General features: G+C 74.2%; 20 protein-coding genes. 15 read left to right on the top strand and 5 right to left on the bottom strand.

Features of this window, described 5'->3' with window-relative positions; translation table 11 throughout:
• Positions 1 to 94 precede the first annotated feature (94 nt).
• The 3 genes from purN to IE219_RS02875 all read left to right on the top strand — a co-directional run bounded on the left by purN (position 95) and on the right by IE219_RS02875 (position 3,834).
• Complete coding sequence (gene purN / locus IE219_RS02865; RefSeq protein WP_189974845.1) at positions 95 to 724, top strand: phosphoribosylglycinamide formyltransferase; 630 nt, start codon at positions 95 to 97, stop codon at positions 722 to 724.
• Entirely contained in the window at positions 705 to 2,264 is a 1,560-nt protein-coding gene (gene purH / locus IE219_RS02870; RefSeq protein ID WP_189974846.1) for a bifunctional phosphoribosylaminoimidazolecarboxamide formyltransferase/IMP cyclohydrolase, read from the top strand. Before purN ends, purH begins: the two co-directional genes overlap by 20 nt.
• A 115-nt stretch (positions 2,265 to 2,379) precedes the next feature.
• Positions 2,380 to 3,834: a DUF2079 domain-containing protein gene (locus IE219_RS02875; protein ID WP_189974847.1), complete on the top strand. Its 1,455-nt coding sequence runs from the start codon at positions 2,380 to 2,382 to the stop codon at positions 3,832 to 3,834.
• Between the two features lie 65 nt (positions 3,835 to 3,899).
• Here IE219_RS02875 and IE219_RS02880 read toward each other — a convergent pair whose 3' ends face one another.
• Positions 3,900 to 4,469 (bottom strand): hypothetical protein, encoded by a 570-nt coding sequence (locus IE219_RS02880; protein WP_189974848.1) that lies wholly within the window; start codon positions 4,467 to 4,469, stop codon positions 3,900 to 3,902.
• Positions 4,470 to 4,730: 261 nt separating this feature from the next.
• Between IE219_RS02880 and IE219_RS02885 the strand changes: the two genes are divergently transcribed.
• From IE219_RS02885 to IE219_RS02915, 7 genes are all read left to right on the top strand, one after another.
• On the top strand, positions 4,731 to 5,591 hold the full coding sequence (locus IE219_RS02885; RefSeq protein WP_189974849.1) for a bifunctional methylenetetrahydrofolate dehydrogenase/methenyltetrahydrofolate cyclohydrolase: 861 nt from the start codon (positions 4,731 to 4,733) through the stop codon (positions 5,589 to 5,591).
• Between the two features lies 1 nt (position 5,592).
• Entirely contained in the window at positions 5,593 to 6,078 is a 486-nt protein-coding gene (locus IE219_RS02890; protein ID WP_229849545.1) for a DUF3017 domain-containing protein, read from the top strand.
• 264 nt (positions 6,079 to 6,342) lie between these two features.
• The gene (locus IE219_RS32190) at positions 6,343 to 7,377 is read left to right on the top strand and encodes a helix-turn-helix domain-containing protein (RefSeq protein ID WP_189974850.1); all 1,035 of its coding nucleotides are present in this window, start codon (positions 6,343 to 6,345) and stop codon (positions 7,375 to 7,377) included.
• Between the two features lie 170 nt (positions 7,378 to 7,547).
• Complete coding sequence (locus IE219_RS02900) at positions 7,548 to 8,537, top strand: malate dehydrogenase (protein ID WP_189974851.1); 990 nt, start codon at positions 7,548 to 7,550, stop codon at positions 8,535 to 8,537.
• 149 nt (positions 8,538 to 8,686) lie between these two features.
• Positions 8,687 to 10,462, top strand: a complete 1,776-nt coding sequence (locus IE219_RS02905) for an AbeC-like domain-containing protein (protein WP_229849546.1) — start codon at positions 8,687 to 8,689, stop codon at positions 10,460 to 10,462.
• Positions 10,455 to 10,838: a hypothetical protein gene (locus IE219_RS02910; protein WP_189974852.1), complete on the top strand. Its 384-nt coding sequence runs from the start codon at positions 10,455 to 10,457 to the stop codon at positions 10,836 to 10,838. Before IE219_RS02905 ends, IE219_RS02910 begins: the two co-directional genes overlap by 8 nt.
• Before the next feature lies 1 nt (position 10,839).
• Positions 10,840 to 11,730 carry a serine/threonine kinase C-terminal domain-containing protein gene (locus IE219_RS02915; RefSeq protein ID WP_189974853.1) on the top strand — a complete coding sequence of 297 codons (891 nt, stop codon included), beginning with the start codon at positions 10,840 to 10,842 and terminating at the stop codon, positions 11,728 to 11,730.
• Here the strand turns inward: IE219_RS02915 and IE219_RS02920 are convergent.
• A complete protein-coding gene (locus IE219_RS02920; protein WP_189974854.1) occupies positions 11,724 to 12,218 on the bottom strand; it encodes a carboxymuconolactone decarboxylase family protein in 495 nt (164 codons plus the stop codon). The two genes, IE219_RS02915 and IE219_RS02920, sit on opposite strands and share 7 nt — an antisense overlap.
• Positions 12,219 to 12,264: 46 nt before the next feature.
• On the opposite strand from IE219_RS02920, the gene pdxR reads away from it, so the two are divergent.
• Positions 12,265 to 13,710: a MocR-like pyridoxine biosynthesis transcription factor PdxR gene (gene pdxR / locus IE219_RS02925; protein ID WP_189974855.1), complete on the top strand. Its 1,446-nt coding sequence runs from the start codon at positions 12,265 to 12,267 to the stop codon at positions 13,708 to 13,710.
• 207 nt (positions 13,711 to 13,917) lie between these two features.
• On the opposite strand, the gene IE219_RS02930 is transcribed toward pdxR, so the two are convergent.
• The gene (locus IE219_RS02930) at positions 13,918 to 14,748 is read right to left on the bottom strand and encodes a hypothetical protein (RefSeq protein ID WP_189974983.1); all 831 of its coding nucleotides are present in this window, start codon (positions 14,746 to 14,748) and stop codon (positions 13,918 to 13,920) included.
• Between the two features lie 152 nt (positions 14,749 to 14,900).
• On the opposite strand from IE219_RS02930, the gene IE219_RS02935 reads away from it, so the two are divergent.
• Both IE219_RS02935 and IE219_RS02940 read left to right on the top strand, forming a co-directional pair.
• Complete coding sequence (locus IE219_RS02935) at positions 14,901 to 15,221, top strand: hypothetical protein (RefSeq protein WP_189974856.1); 321 nt, start codon at positions 14,901 to 14,903, stop codon at positions 15,219 to 15,221.
• A gap of 16 nt (positions 15,222 to 15,237) precedes the next feature.
• The gene (locus tag IE219_RS02940) at positions 15,238 to 16,416 is read left to right on the top strand and encodes a glutathionylspermidine synthase family protein (protein WP_189974857.1); all 1,179 of its coding nucleotides are present in this window, start codon (positions 15,238 to 15,240) and stop codon (positions 16,414 to 16,416) included.
• Positions 16,417 to 16,419: 3 nt separating this feature from the next.
• Here IE219_RS02940 and IE219_RS02945 read toward each other — a convergent pair whose 3' ends face one another.
• Complete coding sequence (locus IE219_RS02945; protein WP_189974858.1) at positions 16,420 to 17,112, bottom strand: polysaccharide deacetylase family protein; 693 nt, start codon at positions 17,110 to 17,112, stop codon at positions 16,420 to 16,422.
• Positions 17,113 to 17,214: 102 nt separating this feature from the next.
• Entirely contained in the window at positions 17,215 to 18,399 is a 1,185-nt protein-coding gene (gene rocD, locus IE219_RS02950) for an ornithine--oxo-acid transaminase (protein ID WP_189974984.1), read from the bottom strand.
• Between the two features lie 328 nt (positions 18,400 to 18,727).
• Here rocD and trpS point away from each other — a divergent pair, with 328 nt between their 5' ends.
• Both trpS and IE219_RS02960 read left to right on the top strand, forming a co-directional pair.
• Positions 18,728 to 19,744, top strand: coding sequence for a tryptophan--tRNA ligase (trpS, locus tag IE219_RS02955; RefSeq protein ID WP_189974859.1), 1,017 nt, complete (start codon positions 18,728 to 18,730; stop codon positions 19,742 to 19,744).
• A gap of 102 nt (positions 19,745 to 19,846) precedes the next feature.
• Entirely contained in the window at positions 19,847 to 20,428 is a 582-nt protein-coding gene (locus IE219_RS02960) for a 2'-5' RNA ligase family protein (protein WP_189974860.1), read from the top strand.
• Positions 20,429 to 20,441: the final 13 nt, after the last annotated feature.

The raw sequence follows: 20,441 nt of genomic DNA on the forward strand, positions 1-20,441 counted from the left end.
CGTTGCTCGCGGTCGAGCCATTCGTAGGGTTCCCCGTATCGAGGGGCACGATTCGTTCGTACGACCGCACAAACACCACGGAAAGAGTGCCCCTGTGGCTGCCGCCCGCCTTGTCGTCCTGGTCTCCGGGTCGGGTACCAACCTCCAGGCCCTCCTCGACGGCATCGCCGCCGACCCCGACGGGTACGGCGCGGAGATCGTCGCCGTCGGCGCGGACCGCGAGGGGATCGCCGGTCTGGAGCGGGCCGACCGCGCCGGGATCCCCACCTTCGTGTGCCGGGTGAAGGACCACGCGACCCGCGAGGAGTGGGACCGCGCGCTGGCCGCGGCCACCGCCGCGCACGCCCCCGACCTCGTCGTCTCGGCCGGGTTCATGAAGATCCTCGGCAAGGAGTTCCTCGCCCGCTTCGGCGGCCGGGTCGTCAACACCCACCCGGCGCTCCTCCCCAGTTTTCCCGGTGCCCACGGGGTGCGTGACGCGCTCGCCCACGGCGTGAAGGTCACCGGATGCACCGTCCACTTCGTCGACGACGGCGTCGACACCGGCCCGATCATCGCCCAGGGGGCGGTCGAGGTCCGGGAGTCGGACGATGAAGCCGCTCTGCACGAGCGGATCAAGGAAGTCGAGCGCTCGCTGCTCGTCGACGTCGTGGGGCGCCTCGCCCGGCACGGCTACCGCATTGAGGGACGAAAGGTTCAGATCGGTGAACACGGACACCGCTAAGCCCATCCGCCGCGCGCTGGTCAGCGTCTACGACAAGACCGGCCTGGAGGAGCTGGCCCGCGGCCTGCACGAGGCCGGTGTCGAGCTCGTCTCCACCGGTTCCACCGCCGGGAGGATCGCCGCCGCGGGCGTTCCCGTCACCAAGGTCGAGGAGCTGACCGGCTTCCCCGAGTGCCTGGACGGCCGCGTCAAGACGCTGCACCCGCGCGTGCACGCCGGCATCCTCGCCGACCTGCGCCTGGAGTCGCACCGCGCGCAGCTCGCCGAGCTGGGCGTCGAGCCCTTCGACCTGGTCGTCGTGAACCTCTACCCGTTCCGCGAGACCGTCGCCTCCGGCGCCTCGGACGACGAGTGCGTCGAGCAGATCGACATCGGCGGCCCGTCGATGGTCCGCGCCGCCGCCAAGAACCACCCGTCGGTCGCCATCGTCACCAGCCCCGACCGGTACGCCGACGTCCTCGCCGCGGTCAAGGCCGGCGGCTTCGACCTGACCGCCCGCAAGCGGCTCGCCGCCGAGGCGTTCCAGCACACCGCCGCCTACGACGTGGCCGTGGCCTCCTGGTTCGCCGCCGACTACGCCGCCGCCGACGACAGCGGCTTCCCGGACTTCCTGGGCGCCACCTACACGCGCGAGAACGTCCTGCGCTACGGCGAGAACCCGCACCAGGGCGCCGCGCTCTACATCGCCGGTACCGGCGGCCTCGCCGAGGCCGAGCAGCTGCACGGCAAGGAGATGTCCTACAACAACTACACGGACACCGACGCCGCCCGCCGCGCCGCCTACGACCACGCCGAGCCCTGCGTCGCGATCATCAAGCACGCCAACCCGTGCGGCATCGCGATCGGCGCCGACGTCGCCGAGGCCCACCGCAAGGCCCACGCCTGCGACCCGCTCTCCGCCTTCGGCGGCGTCATCGCCGTCAACCGTCCGGTCTCCGTCGCCATGGCCGAGCAGGTCGCCGAGATCTTCACCGAGGTCATCGTCGCCCCCGGCTACGAGGACGGGGCCGTCGAGGTCCTGGCCAAGAAGAAGAACATCCGCGTCCTGAAGGCGGACGGCGCCCCGGCCAACCCGGTCGAGGTCAAGCCGATCGACGGCGGCGCCCTCCTCCAGGTCACCGACCGCCTCCAGGCCGAGGGCGACGACCCGGCCCACTGGACCCTCGCCACCGGCGAGGCCCTCTCCGCCGAGGAGCTGGCCGAGCTGGCCTTCGCCTGGAAGGCGTGCCGCGCGGTCAAGTCGAACGCGATCCTCCTCGCCAAGGACGGCGCCTCCGTCGGCGTCGGCATGGGCCAGGTCAACCGCGTCGACTCCGCCAAGCTCGCCGTCGAGCGGGCCGGCGAGGAGCGCGCCCGCGGCTCCTACGCCGCCTCCGACGCCTTCTTCCCCTTCCCCGACGGCCTGGAGATCCTCACCGCGGCCGGCGTGAAGGCGGTCGTCCAGCCCGGCGGCTCGGTGCGCGACGAGCTCGTCGTCGAGGCGGCGGCCAAGGCCGGCGTGACGATGTACCTCACCGGCGCCCGTCACTTCTTCCACTGACGGATCCGCGGGCGCGGGCCTTCCACCAGGTGGAGGCCCCGCGCCCGCGCCCCCGTGAGCCGCTCAGCCGTTCGGGCCGTCTCTGGTCTAATGGTCCGGTCCCGGGGCGGCCGGCATGAGTGGAGACGTGGTGTTGGACCTACTGAAGAAGCCCGCTGCGGACTCCGCCGAGGAGCGGCCCGAGGGCCGGCCGGGCCCCGCGCCCGCCCCCCTCCTGCCGTACCTCGCGGCCGCCGCCGTCCTCACCGGCCTGTACTTCCTCTACTCCTGGGTGCAGTACGACCACTTCCGCACCCCCTCCTGGGACCTCGGCATCTTCGGGCAGTCCGTCCGCTCCTACGCCGAGTTCCGCCTCCCGGTCTCCGACATCAAGGGCCCCGGCTTCCCGATCCTCGGCGACCACTTCAGCCCGGTGACGGCGCTCCTCGCCCCGCTCTACTGGATATGGTCCTCACCGGTCTCGCTGCTGTTCGCGCAGGCCGCCCTCTTCGCCGCCTCCGCCGTCGTCGTCGGCCGCACCGCCCAGGAGGTCCTGGGCAGCCGCGCGGCGGGCCTCGCCCTCACGGCGGCGTACGGGCTCTCCTGGGGCCTCCAGGAGGCCGTGAAGTCGGACTTCCACGAGATCGCCTTCGCCGTCCCGCTGCTCGCCCTCACCTGCCGGGCCCTGATCCTCGGCCGCTGGACCGCCGCCGTGGCCTGGTCGGTGCCGCTGGTGCTGGTCAAGGAGGACATGGGGCTGACGGTCGCCATGGTCGGCGTCGTCCTCGTGGTGAAGGGGCAGCGGGCGCTCGGCGCGGCCCTCGCCGGCTTCGGCGCCACCGCCTTCGCGCTCACCGTCCTCGTCCTCATCCCGGCCGCCAGCAAGCTCGGCCAGTACGACTACTGGTCCAAGATCGAGAAGACCGGCAGCGGCGCCGAGACCTCCTTCGCGCAGCTCGTCTCGGACGCGCTCTCCTCCGGCGAGCGCTGGGAGATGGTCCTCTTCCTCTTCGCGATCACCGGCTTCCTCGCCCTGCGCTCGCCGCTCGCGCTGCTCGTCCTGCCCACCCTGGGCTGGCGCTTCGTCTCCCAGGACCCCAACCACTGGGGCATGCACTGGCACTACAGCGCCGTCCTGATGCCGGTGGCCTTCCTGGCCCTGGTCGACGGGATCCGGGCGGCGCGCACCTCGCCGCGCCCCTGGCTGGCCGCGTACGGGAAGGTGGCGGTGGCCGCCTCGGTCGCCGTCTCGCTGACCCTCGCCGCGAACCTGCCGCTGCGCGACCTGCTCAAGCCGGAGACGTACGCCGCCGACGTCCGCGCCGACCAGGCCCGCGCGGCGGTCGCGGCGGTCCCGGCGGGCGCCAGCGTGGAGGCGGACGTGCCGCTGCTCGCCCACCTCACCGCCGGCCACCGGGTCTTCTGGGTGGGCACCTCGAAGGGGGCGACGCCGGACTACCTCGCCCTCGACCTGCGCGGCTGGGGCCAGCCGCTCACCGACCCGGTCGCGACGGCGACCCAGCTCCACCCGGAGGCGTCGTACGAGATCGTCCACCGCTCGGAGGGCTTCGCGGTCCTGCGCAAGAAGTAGCGGGTACGCCGAAGGGGCCCGGTTCCGACGCGGAACCGGGCCCCTTCGCGGTGCCGTGCGGAGGATCAGAAGCGCGGGCGCTTGAACCAGGCGGCGGCGTCCGCCTTCGAGAAGAAGACGATGATCAGGATGCCGAGCACCAGCGCGACGACCGAGGCGCCCTGGCCCTGGGCCATGTTCGCCAGACCGCCCGCGGTGACGAGCGAGCCGTAGACGATGCCGGATATCCGGATGCCGTTGCCGCCGTTGGCGCACTTGGCGGCGATGATGACGCCCCAGACACCGAGGGCGACGCCGATCAGGCCGATGATGACGATCACGCCGGTCGCGGTGGCGGAGGCGGTGCTGTCGAGCCCCGCCTCGTTCACGAGCATGCTGCCCGCGAAGGCGGCGATGATGCCGACGAGGATCTGGAGGATGCCCATGATCCACAGCATCACGCGGGCCGCCTTGACGGTGCCCGGCATGGGCATCGGCGCGCCGTACGGCGCCGGGCCGCCCGGGTAGGCGCCGTAGGGGGAGACCGGCGGGGCGGCCGGGTAGCCGTAGCCGGGCTGCTGGCCCTGCGGCTGGCCGTAACCGGGCTGCTGGCCCTGCGGCGGGCCGTAGGGGTTGTTCGGGTCGCCGAAGCTCATCGTGCACTTCCTCCGTGAATGTTCTCGTGCGGGGACGACGCGGCCCGCGCGGAGGAACTTTCACGGCACGTGAGCGGATTCCCCCCGGCACTTTCCGCGGCACTGCGCTGGTCATCGTCGTCGCAGGCCGGACGTGTTGTCCAGTCGGTACGCCCCGGAGTTGTGCAAGTGCAACCCTTCGTTCCGCCCGGGGAGGCCCCCTCCGGAGCCCGTACGGCTCCGAATTGGGAGAAGGCGGGGGTCATCCGCGAGGATGTCCCCATGAGCGCCCAGATTCTCGATGGCAAGGCCACCGCGGCCGCGATCAAGTCCGACCTGACCGCCCGCGTGGCGGCCCTCAAGGAGAAGGGCGTGACGCCCGGTCTCGGCACCGTCCTGGTCGGCGACGACCCGGCCAGCCACAAGTACGTGGCGGGCAAGCACCGCGACTGCGCCCAGGTCGGCCTCGCCTCCATCCAGCGTGAACTTCCGGCCACCGCGACCCAGGAGGAGATCGAGGCGGTCGTCCGCGAGCTGAACGAGGACCCGGCCTGCACCGGCTACATCGTCCAGCTCCCGCTGCCCAAGGGCATCGACGAGAACCGCGTCCTGGAGCTGATGGACCCGGCGAAGGACGCCGACGGCCTGCACCCGACCAACCTCGGCCGGCTGGTCCTCAACGAGCCCGCCCCGCTGCCCTGCACGCCCAACGGCGTCATCACCCTCCTGCGCGCGCACGGCGTGGAGATCGACGGCGCGGAGGTCGTCGTGGTCGGCCGCGGCGTCACCATCGGCCGCACCATGCCGCTGCTGCTGACCCGCCGCTCCGAGAACGCGACCGTGACCCAGTGCCACACCGGCACCAAGGACCTCTCGGCCCACCTGCGGAACGCCGACATCATCGTGGCCGCCGCGGGCGTGCCGCACCTGATCAAGGCGGAGGACGTGAAGCCGGGCGCGGCCATCCTCGACGTCGGCGTCTCGCGCAACGCCGAGGGCAAGATCGTCGGCGACGTGCACCCGGACGCCGCCGAGGTGGCCGGCTGGATCTCCCCCAACCCCGGCGGCGTCGGCCCGATGACCCGCGCGCAGCTGCTCGTGAACGTGGTCGAGGCCGCGGAGCGCGCGGCCGCGGCCCTCTGAGGTGAGCAAGGGCACCCCGGGGGCCTCCCGCGCCCCCGGCGGCCCGAAGGAGCTGCGCGGCCGGCGGATCTCGAAGGTCCGCCGGGTGCGCGGCTCGCGCCGTCCCCCGACCGTCACCACCGACACCGCCCGCCCCGAGGGCGGCGGCCGGGCGGCGGCCGGCGACGCCCCGGCGCCCGCCCGCCAGTGGCCGCTGCTGCTGGTCCTCGGGACGGCGGCGCTGGGCCTGCTCGTGGTGGGGACCGACCCCTTCCCGCAGTCCTTCCGGGTCGGGACGATGCTGGTGGGCGTGGCGCTGCTGCTGGGCGCGGTGATGCGCCGGCTGGTCTCCTCGGTGGGCATGCTGGCAGTGCGCTCGCGCTTCACCGACATGATCACGTACGGGGTGATGGGGGCGCTGATCGTGCTGCTCGCGCTCATGGTGCAGCCGAAGCCCTGGCTGCGGATCCCGTTCCTGGAGGACATCCTCCACCTGACGGTGACCTGAGCGGCCCCCGCCCGCCGCGGGACGCACGGCGACGGCGCCCGCCCTCTCCCCCGTGGGAGGGCGGGCGCCGTCTGTGATCAAGGGTCATGTACGCGCCAACGGTAGGGCAAGTTCGGGCCGCCCGCTGTGGCACGGAGGTGACCATTCCGCTACATCGGTCCATCCCGGTTCACCTCGGTCCGGTCCCGCGCGGACCGGGGAACTGCCATCCTTCGGTGAGACCCGGACGGGCCGGGGCGGGGAACGCGGGACGCGGGGGCGGGCATGGCGGGCTGGGCGGCACTGGACGACGGACTCGACCCGGACGTACGGGCGTTCACCGAGCGGCTGCGGCTGCTGGTCGAGCGCAGCGGCCTCGGCGTCGTCGCCGTCGCCGAGCGCACCGGCCGCGACCGCGCCGACTGGGACGCCTACCTCGATGCCCGCCGCCCCGTCCCGAGGTCCGCCGTCGTCGCCCTCTCCGACGCCACCGGCGCCGACCTCGGCTCCCTCACCGCCCAGTGGGAACACGCGGACCGCGCCTGGAAACACCTCCTGCGCGAACGCGCCGCCGTGCCGGCCCCGGCCCCGGCCCTGGAGGGCGCGCCGGACCCGGCCTCCGCCCCGGTCCCGCCCCCGGGCTTCGATCCGGTCCCGCCCCCGGAGGGCGTACCCGCCGAACACACCCTCCGCATGCGTCCCGTCCCGGCGTCCGTCCCGGCGCCGGCCGCCGCCCGGGAGCCCACCGCCCGGGAGTCCGGCCCGGAGGCTCCCGTCCCGAAGTCCTCCGCCCCGGCGTCGCGCGCCCCCGCGCGGGCCCGGCGGGCCTCTCCGCTGCTCTACGCGGCCGGGGTCGTGGGGGCGCTGCTCGTCGCGACCGCCGCCGTGCTCCTCGCCGATCTCGGAGGGTCCGAGGCGACGCCCGCCGCGCCCGCGGCGCCCGCCACCACCCCCGCGCCCACGACCGCCTCCCCGCTCCCCGACGGGGTGCGCTGCGCCGGGGAGGACTGCGCCGGGCGGGACCCGGAGCTGATGGGCTGCGGCGGCCCGCTCGCCACCACCGTGGCCCGCACCCGGATCGGCGGCGCCCTGGTCGAGGTCCGCTACAGCGCGACCTGCGGCGGCGCCTGGGCCCGGATCTCCGGGGCGGCCCCGGGGGACGAGGTGAGCGTCCAGGCGGGAACCGCCGTCGAGGCGGCGGACGTCCCGGCGGGCGGCGACACCGACGCGTACACGCTGATGATCGCGGCCGGTTCCCCGGACGGCGTCCGCGCCTGCGCCCACCGCTCCTCCGGCGCCGACGGCTGCACGGACGGGTGAAACGGGGGCGCGGGGTGAGGCGGACCACAAGGGGGTGGAGGTGCGCGGGCCCCAGGGTCCGATAGCCTGACGCCGGATATCTCTTCACGTCGAGACATCGATCGATCAGGGAGCGGTATCCAGCCTCAGGGGCAGGGACCCCCACCGCCAGCTGTCTTACGGAGATCGCCATGACCCGCACTCCCGTGAATGTCACCGTGACCGGCGCGGCCGGCCAGATCGGCTACGCGCTGCTCTTCCGCATCGCCTCCGGCCACCTGCTCGGCGCGGACGTGCCGGTCAAGCTGCGCCTTCTTGAGATCCCGCAGGGCGTGAAGGCCGCCGAGGGCACCGCCATGGAGCTCGACGACTGCGCGTTCCCGCTGCTCAAGGGCATCGACATCTTCGACGACCCGAACAAGGGCTTCGAGGGTGCCAACATCGGCCTGCTCGTGGGCGCCCGCCCGCGCGGCCCGGGCATGGAGCGCGGCGACCTGCTCGCCGCCAACGGCGGCATCTTCAAGCCGCAGGGCGAGGCCATCGCCGCCCACGCCGCGGACGACATCAAGGTCCTCGTCGTCGGCAACCCGGCCAACACCAACGCCCTGATCGCCCAGTCCGCCGCCAAGGGCGTCCCGGCCGAGCGCTTCACCGCGATGACCCGCCTGGACCACAACCGCGCGCTGACGCAGCTCGCCCAGAAGACCGGCTCCTCGGTCACGGACATCAAGCGCCTCACCATCTGGGGCAACCACTCCGCGACCCAGTACCCGGACATCTTCCAGGCGGAGATCGCCGGCAAGAACGCCGCCGACGTCGTCAACGACGAGGCGTGGCTGGCCGACACCTTCATCCCGACCGTCGCCAAGCGCGGCGCCGCGATCATCGACGCCCGGGGCGCCTCCTCCGCCGCCTCGGCCGCCAACGCCGCCATCGACCACGTGTACACCTGGGTCAACGGCACCGCCGAGGGCGACTGGACCTCCATGGGCGTCCCGTCCGACGGCTCCTACGGCGTCCCCGAGGGCCTCATCTCGTCCTTCCCCGTCACCTGCAAGGACGGCGCGTACGAGATCGTCCAGGGCCTGGAGATCAACGACTTCTCCCGCTCCCGCATCGACGCCTCCGTCAAGGAGCTGTCGGAGGAGCGCGACGCGGTCCGCGAGCTCGGCCTCATCTGAGCCGCTCCCTCCTGACGCACTGAAGCACTGACGCACCCGAGTGCCCCGGCCGACCGGCCGGGGCACTCGTGCTCCGCCTCCCCTATGCTGTGCCACCGGCTCGCGCCCGTGCGGCGGAGCAGGTGCGCTTCAGATCATCGGGGGAAGACATGACGCAGCCTTTGGTGCCCCGGCAGCCCGACGGGCCGCCGGACCGGCAGCCCGGGACCGCCGCCGCGCGCTCCTCGCCGCACTCCAGCGAGGCGACCCGGATGCTCTGCGCCGGGACCTACCTCGACGACGTCTTCCGCGACGCGGTCATCGACGAGCTGTACGTCCACGAGGAGCGCTTCGCCGCGCCCGCCCTCGGCCACGACGCCGCCCGCGTCCTCGCGCACGCGCTGCGCGCCCGCCGCATCGAACTCGGCTGGGCCTGCGCGATCCTTTTCCTCTGGATCGTCGCCTTCCCGCTCACCGGCGGCCTGATCGGCTCCTTCGTCGCGCCCTTCCTGCTGCTCGCCCTCGCCCGCCGGATCCGGGGCGGCGCCGACCACCCGCCCGCCTACCGGGTGGTGCCCGCCCTCCTGCTGCGCTGGTACGCCCGCGCCCTCGGCGCCGTCGCCGGGATCCTCGTCCTCACGCTGGCCTTCGGCGGCGTCGTCTGGAACGTCCTCAGCACCGGCGACGAGGTGCTCGACGGGTCCTTCGGGCAGGGACCGGGCCTGTTCGACCTGATCGGCGTGTTCCTGGGGCAGAGCGGATCGTTCGGGAGCGGCGGCGCCCTGGCGGCGTGGATCTGCCTCGCCGTGCCCCTGCTGGTGGCCTGGGCGGTGGCGGTCCAGCGCGGCCAGTTCGCCCGCGCGCTCACCCAGGAGCTGTCCCGGGAGCGCTTCGCCGACCTGCGCGCCGACCCCGCGGAGCACGCCGAGGGGGCCCGCTTCCGGCGGCTGCGCGACCGGATCAGGACCGAGCAGCACTCCCCGGTCGTCATGTACGACGCCGACGACCCCTTCTGCGGGGCCGGCGAGCCCTACGAGCCCTGGTCGCTCTCCGTCGAACTGCGGCCCCGCAAGAGCCTGGACGGCGACGCCCCCGCCCCGCTCGACAACGGCGCCGTCCTGCGCCGCGTCGTCCCCCTGGTGGAGGCGCTGCGCGCACCGGCCCCGCACGGCTCCCCGCAGGCGCGGGCGTCGGTCCGGGACCGGCTGCGCGAGCTGGAGATCGACGAGGTCGTCTTCCTGCCCGTCGACGGCCTGCCGGACCGCGCCGCCGCGCCGTACGGCCCCCAGGGCTTCGAGCCGCACCGCGCGGCGGCCGTGGAGGAGGGCGGCGAGGCCCGCCGGCACTTCCTGCGGATCCGCGTCGGCGGCTGGGACGAGGAGATCGTCACCACCGTCTTCGTCCGCGTCCACACCCAGGGCGGCATGCTGATGCTGGAGGTCGCCCCGCACGTCCTGCGCCCCGTCCGGCGGCTCTACCGGCACGCCGACCGGATCGCCCACCGCTACCGGCACAACAACCACTTCGGCCGGGCCGTCTGGGCGCTGGGCCGGGTCCCGCGCTCGGCCGGCCGGGCGTTCGGCACCGTCGGCCGCGCCCTCGGCCACGTGTGGCGGGTGACCGTCGGCGGGCACGCCGGGGCGCTCCCGGAGGGGCCGCTGGTCTCGGTCCGGGAACTGGGCTCGGACGACACCGCCTCCCTCTTCCAGGAGATGGACGTCAGCCGCTACCTCAAGAGCATCCAGGACCGGGTGGCGAACGGCGTCGTCCTCGCCCTGCGCGAGGCCGGCTACGAGACGGCCGAGTTCGAGCAGAAGATCGTGCACGTGGCGGAGGGCGCCACCTTCATCGAGAACTCCAAGGGGAACGTCGTGCTCGGCAGCCGCAACACCGTCACGCATTCCACGACCCCATCGAACGACACGACCGGAGGCGACCGTGGCTGACACGAACGACGAACGGCCGCGCGGCGGCATACACATCACCAACACCGGCGGCAACGTCACCATCGGCGACCGCAACACCGTCACCCACACGGTCCACCACGGCGCGGGACCGGCCCGGGACCCGCGCCAGGAGGAACTGCTCCAGGCGGTCCGCCGGCTCCGCACCGACCTCGGGGCGGTCGTCGAGTCGGAGGCGACGACGGCGCTCGACACCGAACTCGCCGGGACCGAGGCCGAGATCGAGGAGACCGGAGCGGCGGCGCCCGGCCGGCTCGCCCGGCTCGGCCGGGCACTGGGCGAGGCGGGCGACGTGGCGGGCCTGCTCGCCTCCGGCGTCGCCGTCGGCCAGGCCCTCGCCGCCCTGCTCGGCAGCTGAGGTGGGCACCCGCGCGGGAGGCGGCGCCCGCTGGAACGACGAGACGCAGAGCTGGGAGCGGACACCGGCGGACGGCGGTACGGCCCCGCCCGTGCCCGGCACGCCGCCGCTGCTCCCGCCGCCCGCGTACGCGCCGGAGGTCCCGGCCGGCGGGTACGACCCGGTGTACGGCGCCGGCCCCGGCGGGGCGGTGCCGGGGCGGTCCCGCGTGCCGGGGCCCGTCGTGGCCGGTGTCGTCGCGGCCCTCGTCGCGGGCGCGGCGGTCGGCGGCTGGATGACGTGGCGCGGCGACCGCGACGCCCCGCCCCCGGCGGCGGGCGGCCCGGCCGCGAGCGTCTCGCCGACGGGCGGCCCGGACGGCACGGAGCCGTCGGGCGGGGAGTCCGGGGCGTCCCCCACGCCCTCCGGCGACGCCACGTCCGCGACCCCGTCGGACGGCGCGCCGCCGCCCGGCTACTGGGTGGGGGAGGACCTCAAGGGCTTCACGATCGCCGTGCCGAAGGACTGGAACCGCACCGAGAACGAGCAGGGCGTCTTCTTCAACGCGCCCGACGGGCGCAGCCTGATCCAGGTCTTCGTGATAGAAGGCGCCGGGACGACCCCGTACGAGGCCCTGCGCGGCGCCTCCGCGCAGGGCGGGGCCGACAAGCCGGGCTACGAGGAGCTGAGCCTCGGCCCGGTCACCGGGGAGCCGGGGGCGCCCTCCGACGCGGCCGAGCTGGTGTACGCGTACGACCGCGAGGGGGGCCGCCGCAAGGTCGTGGACCGTGCCTTCACCGCCCCGGACGGCAACCGCTACGCCATCCTGGCCGCCGGTCCGGAGGGCGACTGGCCGCTCCAGCGCGAGCGCCTGCGGGTGGCCCTGGACTTCTTCCGGCCGGGAGCCTACTGAGCGCCGCGCGGCGTGTAGTGGCCCGGCACCATCAGGGTGGTGACGGCGATGCGGTTCCACGCGTTGATCACGACGATCGCGGAGAGGAGCCGGGCCAGTTCGGCCTGCTCGAAGTGGTCGGCCGCCGCCGCGTAGACCTCGTCGGGGACCGCGTTCTCCGAGATCAGGGTGACCGCCTCGGTGAGGGCGAGGGCGGCCAGTTCCCGCTCGGTGTAGAAGTGGCGGGACTCGCGCCAGGCGGAGAGCTGCACGATCCGCTCGACGGTCTCGCCGTCGGCGAGGGCGTCCTTGGTGTGCATGTCGATGCAGAAGGCGCAGTGGTTGACCTGCGAGGCCCGGATCTTGACCAGGTGGAAGAGGACGGGGTCCAGGCCCTTGGCCGCCTCCTGGTCCAGCCGGACCATCGCCCGGTAGAACTCGGGAGCCTGCTCCGGGAAGGCCATCCGGGGGGTGTGGGCGGGGGCGAGTGCTTCTGTGGTGGTGGTCATGGACCGAACCTATACAGCGGATGGCGCCCCGCTATGGTCCATTCCCATGCGGGACGACTGGGCCACTTTCGGGGCCGACCTCCATCTGGAACTGCGCGGGACCCGGCTGCGGGCCGGGCTGATGGACGCACTGCGCGAGGCCGTACGGGGCGGGCGGCTCGCGCCCGGCACCCGGCTGCCGTCCTCGCGGCAGCTCGCGGCGGACCTCGGGGTCGCCCGGAACACGGTCGCCGACGCCTATGCCGAACTGGTCGCCGAAGGGTGGCTCACCGCACGCCAGGGTTCCGGCACCCGGGTCGCGGACCGCTCCGACCCCCTCCCGCCGGCCCGCCCGCCCCGGCCCGCCCCGGCCGGGCTCAGCCCCGGCGGCACGCCCGGCCGGGGCGGTCTCGTCCCCGCGTACGACCTGCGGACCGGCAGTCCCGACCTCGCCTCCTTCCCGCGCGCGCAGTGGCTCACCGCCTACCGGCGGGCGCTCACCGCCGCGCCCAACGAGGCCCTCGGGTACGGCGATCCGCGCGGCCGGGCCGAACTGCGCGCCGTCCTCGCCGAGTACCTCGCCCGCGCGCGCGGGGTGCGGGCGCGGCCCGAACGGATCGTGATCTGCTCCGGGTTCGTGCACGGCCTGATGCTGATGGCGCAGGTGCTGCGGGCGCGCGGGGCGACGGCGGTCGTGGTCGAGTCGTACGGGCTCGACTTCTACACGGGCATCCTGCGCGGCGCGGGCCTCGCCACCCCGGCGCTGCCGCTGGACGAGCGGGGCACGCGGGTGGACGGGCTGCGGGCGGCGGCGCCCGGCGCGGTGCTGCTGACGGCCGCCCACCAGTTCCCGCTGGGCGGGGCGCTGCCGCCGGAGCGGCGGGCCGCCGTCGTGGACTGGGCGCGGGCGGCCGGCGGGCTCGTCCTGGAGGACGACTACGACGGCGAGTTCCGCTACGACCGCCAGCCGGTGGGCGCCCTCCAGGGCCTGGACCCGGAGCGGGTGGTCTACCTGGGCACCGCCAGCAAGTCGCTGGCGCCGGGGCTGCGGCTGGCCTGGATGGTGCTGCCGGAGGAGCTGGTGGAGGAGGTGACGGCGGCGAAGGGCGCGGTGGTGGACTGGATGTGCGGCACGCCGGACCAGCTGGCCTTCGCGGAGTTCGTCCGCTCGGGGGCGTACGACCGGCACATCCGGGCGATGCGGCTGCGCTACCGGCGCCGCCGCGACCAGCTCGTCGCCGCGCTGGCCGCGCACGCCCCGGGGGTGCGGCCGTCGGGCATCGCGGCGGGCCTGCACGCGGTGCTGCCGCTGCCGCCCGGCACCGAGCAGCCGCTGCTGCGCTCCGCCGCCTGGCACGGCCTGGCGCTCCAGGGCCTGTCGCAGTTCCGCCACCCGGAGGCGGCCGCCGCCCGGGAGGGCCTAGTCGTCGGCTACGGCACCCCGCCGGACAGCGCCTGGCAGCCGGCCCTCGCCACCCTCGCCCGGGTCCTGGAGACCCTTCCGGTCGACTAGGCCGTGTCCGGTGGATCTTCGCGGGCCCGCGACGCCTGGCACGTCCTCTCGCCGCACGCCCGGATCGCCCGAGTACGTCCAGTACGAGGGCGACCCGGGCGCACGCCGAGAGAACGCACCAGACGCCGCGGGCTGATCCACGAAGATCCGCCGGACACGGCCTAGGGCGTCTCCTTGAGGACCGGGCCCGGTCCGCGAGGACAGGTCCTAGGAGGAAGCCTCCGGTTCCTCGGGGGGTTCGCCGAAGCGGGCCAGGGCGAGGGCGGAGGCCACGGCGAGGGCGAAGCCGGCGAGGGCCAGGGGGCCGAGGCCGGGGCGGGTGCGGTCGCCCAGCCAGGCGAGGCCGATCCCGGCGGGGGCGAGGGTCTCGCCGAGGACCATGCCGGCGGTGGCGGTGGTGACGGCGCCGCGCTGGAAGGCGGAGGTGAGGAGGAGGAAGGCGGTGGCGCCGCCGAGGAGGAGCGCCCACAGGGCGGGGTCGGCGGGGCGGACGCCGTCGAGGAGGCGGACGGCGACCTCCACGACGCCGAAGCCGAGTCCGGCGCCGAGGCCGAGGAGGAGGGCGCGGGGGCGGGCGGGCAGGCGGCCCGCGGCGGCGCCCAGGAGGAGCAGGGCCGCCGCGGCGGCCAGCAGGGTCCAGGGGAGGGGCGCCGGGCCGGGGGAGCGGCCCTCGGGGCCCGCGGCGAGGGCGAGGAGCGCGAGGCCGCCGCAGACGCCCGCGACCGCGGCCCGTTCGGCGGACCGCAGGCGGGTGCCGAGGAGGCGGGTGGAGAGGGCGGCGGTGACGGCGAGGCTGGCGGCGAGCGCGGCGCCGACGGCGTACAGGGGGAGGACGCGCAGGGCGGCGACCTCCAGGAGGAAGCCGAGGCCGTCGAGGGCGAGGCCGAGGAGGTAGCGCCACTGGCGCAGGGCCCGCCAGAGCAGTCTCACATCGACGCCGCTACCGCCGCCGGTGCCGGGGGCGGCGGTGCGGGCGGCGGCGGCCTGGAGGACGGTGGCGGTGCCGAAGCAGAGGGCGGCACCGAGAGCGCAGATCATCCCGAACAGCACATTCCGACTCTATGGCCCGGGGCCGGAAACCGGCGGCCTACACTGTGCGGTCGCCGGGCTCACGCCTTTCCGAACGGCCGCGCGGGTCCGGCACGCGCGTCCGTCGGCCGCGCGCTCGGGCGAAGGGGAGGGCGAGGAACATGCGGAGGCTCAGGTCGAGCACGGTGGTGCTCGGCGGGATGGGCGTGCTCGCGGCGACGATCACCGCCTGCGGCGCCGAGCCCGACCGCCGGTGCGCGGATCCGGTGACGCTGGAGGAGCTGCCCTCCTACCGGTGCGAGACGGACGACGACGATGACGATGACGGCGCCGAGGGCGGCAGCAGCGGCTCGTACAGCCACGGCGCGTACTACTACGGCGGCATGGTCCGCAACTCCCGTGTGACGGGCGGCAGTTTCGACCGCAAGGCCGTGGAGACGGGCGGCTTCGGCTGCTCGTCGTCGGGGTCGAGCGGCGGCTGAGGGCGCGGCGCGGGCCATGGAGCGGCACACCATCACCCCCCGACCGGACTGGCAGCGGACCGTGGAGGACCAGGGGCTCGTCTATCCGCTGACCCGGTACCCGGACGGTTCGCTGCGCCCGTACTGGGACGAGAGCGCGTACTACTCCTTCACGCTGCCCGAGGTGGAGGCGCTGGAGGAGGTCGTCGAGGAGCTGCACGCGATGTGCCTCGCGGCGGCGGCGCACATCGTGGAGCGGAATCGTTTCCCCGATCTGGGGATCACGGACGCCCGGGTGGTGGAGCGGGTCACCGAGTCGTGGCGCCGCCGCGCCGAACAGCCCTCCCTCTACGCCCGCTTCGACCTCGTCTACGACGGCACCGGCCCGGCGAAGATGCTGGAGTACAACGCGGACACCCCCACCTCCCTGGTGGAGGCGGCGAGCCCGCAGTGGTTCTGGATGGAGGACCGCTTCCCCGGCGCCGACCAGTGGAACTCGCTGCACGAGCGGCTGGTGGACGCCTGGCGGCGGCAGGCGCCGCTGCTGCCGCCCGGCCCGGTGCACTTCGCGCACTCGGAGACGGACGAGCTGGGCGAGGACCTGATGACGGTCGCGTACCTGCGGGAGACCGCCGAGCAGGCGGGGCTGGTCACCGAGGCGCTGTCGGTGGAGCGGATCGGCTGGGACCGGCTGTCGCGCCGCTTCGTCGACGAGAAGCTGCGCTTCATCCGCAGCTGCTTCAAGCTCTACCCGTGGGAGTGGCTGGTCACCGACCGCTTCGGGAAGCACGTGCTGTCCACGCTGGACAACGGCGGTGGCTCCGGCACCACCTGCTGGATCGAACCGGCCTGGAAGATGCTGCTCTCCAACAAGGCGCTGCTGGCGATCCTGTGGGAGCTCTACCCGGACCACCCCAACCTGCTGCCCGCCTACCTCGACGGCCCGCGCGAACTGGCCGCGACCGGCTGGGCGTCGAAGCCGCTGCTGGGCCGGGAGGGCGCGGGCGTGGTCCTGCACCCGCCGGGCGGCGCCCCGGAGGTCCGCGACGAGCCGTGCTGCTACCAGGGGCTCGCCCCGCTGCCCGACTTCGACGGCAACCGCACGCTGCTGGGCGCCTGGGTGGTGGAGGACGAGGCGGCGGGCCTGGGCATCCGGGAGTCGGCGGGCCCCGTCACCGACGAGTACGCCCGCTTCCTCCCGCACGTCATCCTGTAGCGCCTACTCGGGGACGTAGTCCCGCAGCGGCGCCGGGCGCAGACCGGCCTCCCCGGCGAGCTCCAGCGCCCGCTCCAGGTCCTGCTCCAGCGTCTCGTTGAAGTGCAGCAGGATGATGTCGCCGGCCTTCAGCTCGGGGGTGGGCGGGCTCCACTGCCCCCAGGTGGTCAGGTCGTGCGTCCAGGTGACCACGGCCTTCGCGCCGCAGGCGCGGGCGGCGGTGCGGGTGGCCTCGTCGTACACGCCGTACGGCGGGCGGACCAGGCGCGGCCCGTCGCCGAACTCGGCGAGGTGGGCGTCGCGCGCCCCGCACAGCTCGGCCTTCTGCCCGGCCGCGTCGAGCGCGGTGAGGTCGGGGTGGCCGACGGTGTGGTTCTCGATCCGCACGGGCCCGTTGTCGACGAGCCGGTGGAAGTAGCCGGAGTCGTACGAGTACGCCCCCGGGAGCAGGAACAGCGAGGCGGGCACCCGCCGGTCGAGCAGCGTCCGCGCGGCCGCCGGGTCGTGGTACCAGCCGTCGTCGATGGTGATGAAGACGACCGGGTCGGCGGTCTCGATCCGGGAGACCACCGGCGCGGGTTCGGGCCAGGCCGAGGGCGTGGCGGCGGTCGCGGGCCCGGACGCTCCGAGGAGCGCGAGCGGGACGAGGGCGGCGAGCGCGCCGAGGGCGGCGCGGCGCGGGCGGGGGCTCGACATACCGGCAACATTGGCCTAGACCAACTCCGGTGTCAATGGCCGGAATTGACCCGGGGCGGCCCGGCGGGGCCGCCCCGGCGCGGAGGGGCGAAACGGACGCCGTCAGTCCGCCAGCACCTCCCGCAGCTGCTCCAGGCCCCAGTCCAGGTCCTCCTTCGAGATCACCAGCGGCGGCGCGATCCGGATCGTCGACCCGTGCGTGTCCTTCACCAGCACGCCCCGCTCCATCAACCGCTCGGAGACCTCCCGGCCGGTGCCCCGCGACGGCGCGACGTCCACGCCCGCCCACAGGCCCCGCCCGCGCACCGCCTCGACCGCCCCGCCGCCGACCAGCAGCCCCAGCTCCCGGTGCAGGTGCTCGCCCAGCTCGGCGGCCCGCCTCTGGTACTCCCCGGTGTTCAGCATCGCGATCACCTCCAGGGCGACCGCGCAGGCCAGCGGGTTCCCGCCGAAGGTGGAGCCGTGCTCGCCCGGCCGGAAGACGCCGAGCACGTCCGCGTCGGCGACCACCGCCGACACCGGCACCACCCCGCCGCCGAGCGCCTTCCCCAGGATGTACACGTCGGGCACCACGTCCTCGTGCTCGCACGCGAAGGTCCGCCCGGTCCGCCCCAGACCGGACTGGATCTCGTCGGCCATGAACAGCACGTTCCGCCGGGCGGTCAGCTCCCGCACCCCGCGCAGGTAGCCGTCCGGCGGCACCAGGACGCCCGCCTCGCCCTGGATCGGCTCCAGCAGCACCGCCACCGTGTTCTCGGTGACGGCCGCCTCCAGCGCGGTCAGGTCGCCGTACGGCACGATCTCGAAGCCCGGCGTGTACGGCCCGTAGTGGTCGCGGGCCTCGTGGTCGGTGGAGAACGACACGATGGTCGTGGTCCGGCCGTGGAAGTTGTTCGCCGCGACCACGATCTTGGCGTGCCCGTCCGGCACGCCCTTCACCTCGTACCCCCACTTCCGGGCGGTCTTCACGGCCGTCTCGACGGCCTCCGCGCCGGTGTTCATGGGCAGCACCATCTCCTTGCCGCACAGCTCCGCGAGCCGCGCGCAGAAGTCCGCGAAGCGGTCGTGGTGGAAGGCCCGCGAGGTGAGCGTGACCCGGTCGAGCTGCGCCTTCGCCGCCGCGATCAGCCGCGCGTTGCCGTGGCCGAAGTTGAGCGCCGAGTAGCCGGCGAGCAGGTCCAGGAAGCGGCGCCCCTCCACGTCGGTCATCCAGGCGCCCTCGGCGGAGGCGACCACGACGGGCAGGGGGTGGTAGTTGTGGGCGCTGTGCGCGTCCGCCGCCGCGATCTCGTCCCGCGTCCTCGACGCGGGGGCGGGCGGCGCGGAAGCGGGCGACGCGGGGGTGTGCGACACGGGAGTACTCGACACGGGATCTCCGTTCGTCCTGCGGCCGGGGAACCCGGCGGCCGGGGGATTCGTGCGACCAGGGGGTCTTGTGGCCCCTTTCTTATCGTCGCTCGGACTCCGGACGGAGAAACCCCGGCCGACGGCGCGCCCGCCACCGCGTGAACACGCGCGGCGGCCTCGCGCCGGGCCCCTCCCGGCCGGATCGCCGCCGCCCCCGCCGTACCGGGCCGGTCCGGGGGCGGTCGCCGTACCTGAGAGAATGATGTGCATGGCCTCTGATGCTCGTCCCCGTGTGCTCTCCGGAATCCAGCCCACCTCGGGCTCCTTCCACCTCGGCAACTACCTCGGCGCCGTCCGCCAGTGGGTCGCCCTCCAGGAGTCGCACGACGCGTTCTACATGGTCGTCGACCTGCACGCGATCACCGTGCCGCAGGACCCGGCCGAGCTGCGGGCCAACACCCGGCTCGCCATCGCGCAGCTCCTCGCCGCCGGTGTCGACCCCGAGCGCTGCACCCTCTTCGTCCAGAGCCACGTGCCCGAGCACGCGCAGCTCGGCTGGGTGATGAACTGCCTCACCGGCTTCGGCGAGGCGTCCCGCATGACCCAGTTCAAGGACAAGTCGGCCAAGCAGGGCGCCGACCGCGCCACCGTCGGCCTCTTCACGTACCCGGTCCTCCAGGTCGCGGACATCCTGCTCTACCAGGCCGACCAGGTCCCGGTCGGCGAGGACCAGCGCCAGCACATCGAGCTGACCCGCGACCTCGCCGAGCGCTTCAACGGCCGCTTCGGCGACACGTTCACGATCCCGGCCCCGTACATCCTCAAGGAGACGGGCAAGATCTACGACCTCCAGGACCCGTCGATCAAGATGAGCAAGTCGGCGTCCACGCCGAAGGGCCTCATCAACCTCCTCGACGACCCGAAGGCCACCGCCAAGAAGGTCAAGAGCGCCGTCACCGACACCGACACGGTGATCCGCTTCGACCCCGAGGAGAAGCCCGGCGTCTCCAACCTCCTCACGATCATGTCCACCCTCACCGGGAAGGGCGTCGAGGAGCTGGTGGCCGGTTACGAGGGCAAGATGTACGGCGCCCTGAAGACCGACCTCGCCGAGATCGTCGTGGACTTCGTCACTCCCTTCCGGACCCGCGTCGAGGAATACCTCGGGGACCCGGAGACGCTGGACTCCATCCTGGCCAAGGGCGCCCAGAAGGCGCGGGCCGTCGCCGCCGAGACCCTGGCGCAGACGTACGAGAAGATCGGCTTCCTCCCCGCGAAGCACTAGAGCCACACCGGGACCGAGGACCCTGGCCGAAAGGGTGGTGCAGGCCGCACACTGGCGGCTGCACCACCACACACGTTTCGACGGACGACGGAGGAGAACGACGTGGGGACCGTAACGCTCGGCGTTTCGATCGCGGTCCCGGAGCCTCACGGCAGCCTGCTCCAGGAGCGGCGCGCGGGCTTCGGCGATTTTGCCGCTCACGCCATCCCCACCCACGTCACGCTCGTCCCGCCGACCGAGGTCGAGCGGGACCTGCTGCCGGGCATCGAGGCGCACCTCGCGGGCGTCGCCGCCGACTCGCTGCCCTTCCCGATAAGGCTCAGCGGCACCGGCACCTTCCGGCCCCTCTCGCCCGTGGTCTTCGTCACCCTCGCCGAGGGCGTCGCCGGCTGCGACCGGCTCCAGGCCCGGCTGCGGGACGCGGCGGGACCCCTGGTGCGCGAGCTCCAGTTCCCGTACCACCCGCACGTCACCGTCGCCCACGGCATCTCCGAGGAGGCCATGGACCGGGCCCACGCGGAGCTCGCCGGCTACGAGGCGGCCTGGACCTGCGCCGCCTTCTCGCTCTACGAGCAGGGCGCCGACGGGGTGTGGCGCAAGCTCCACGACTACGCCTTCGGCGGCGGCCGGCCGATCGCCTCGCTGCCCGCGCAGTCCCAGGGCGGGACCCCCGTCCCCTCCTGACCGTGGTGTCGGT

It is taken from the genome of Streptomyces termitum (genome assembly GCF_014650175.1).
Lineage (GTDB): Bacteria > Actinomycetota > Actinomycetes > Streptomycetales > Streptomycetaceae > Streptomyces > Streptomyces termitum.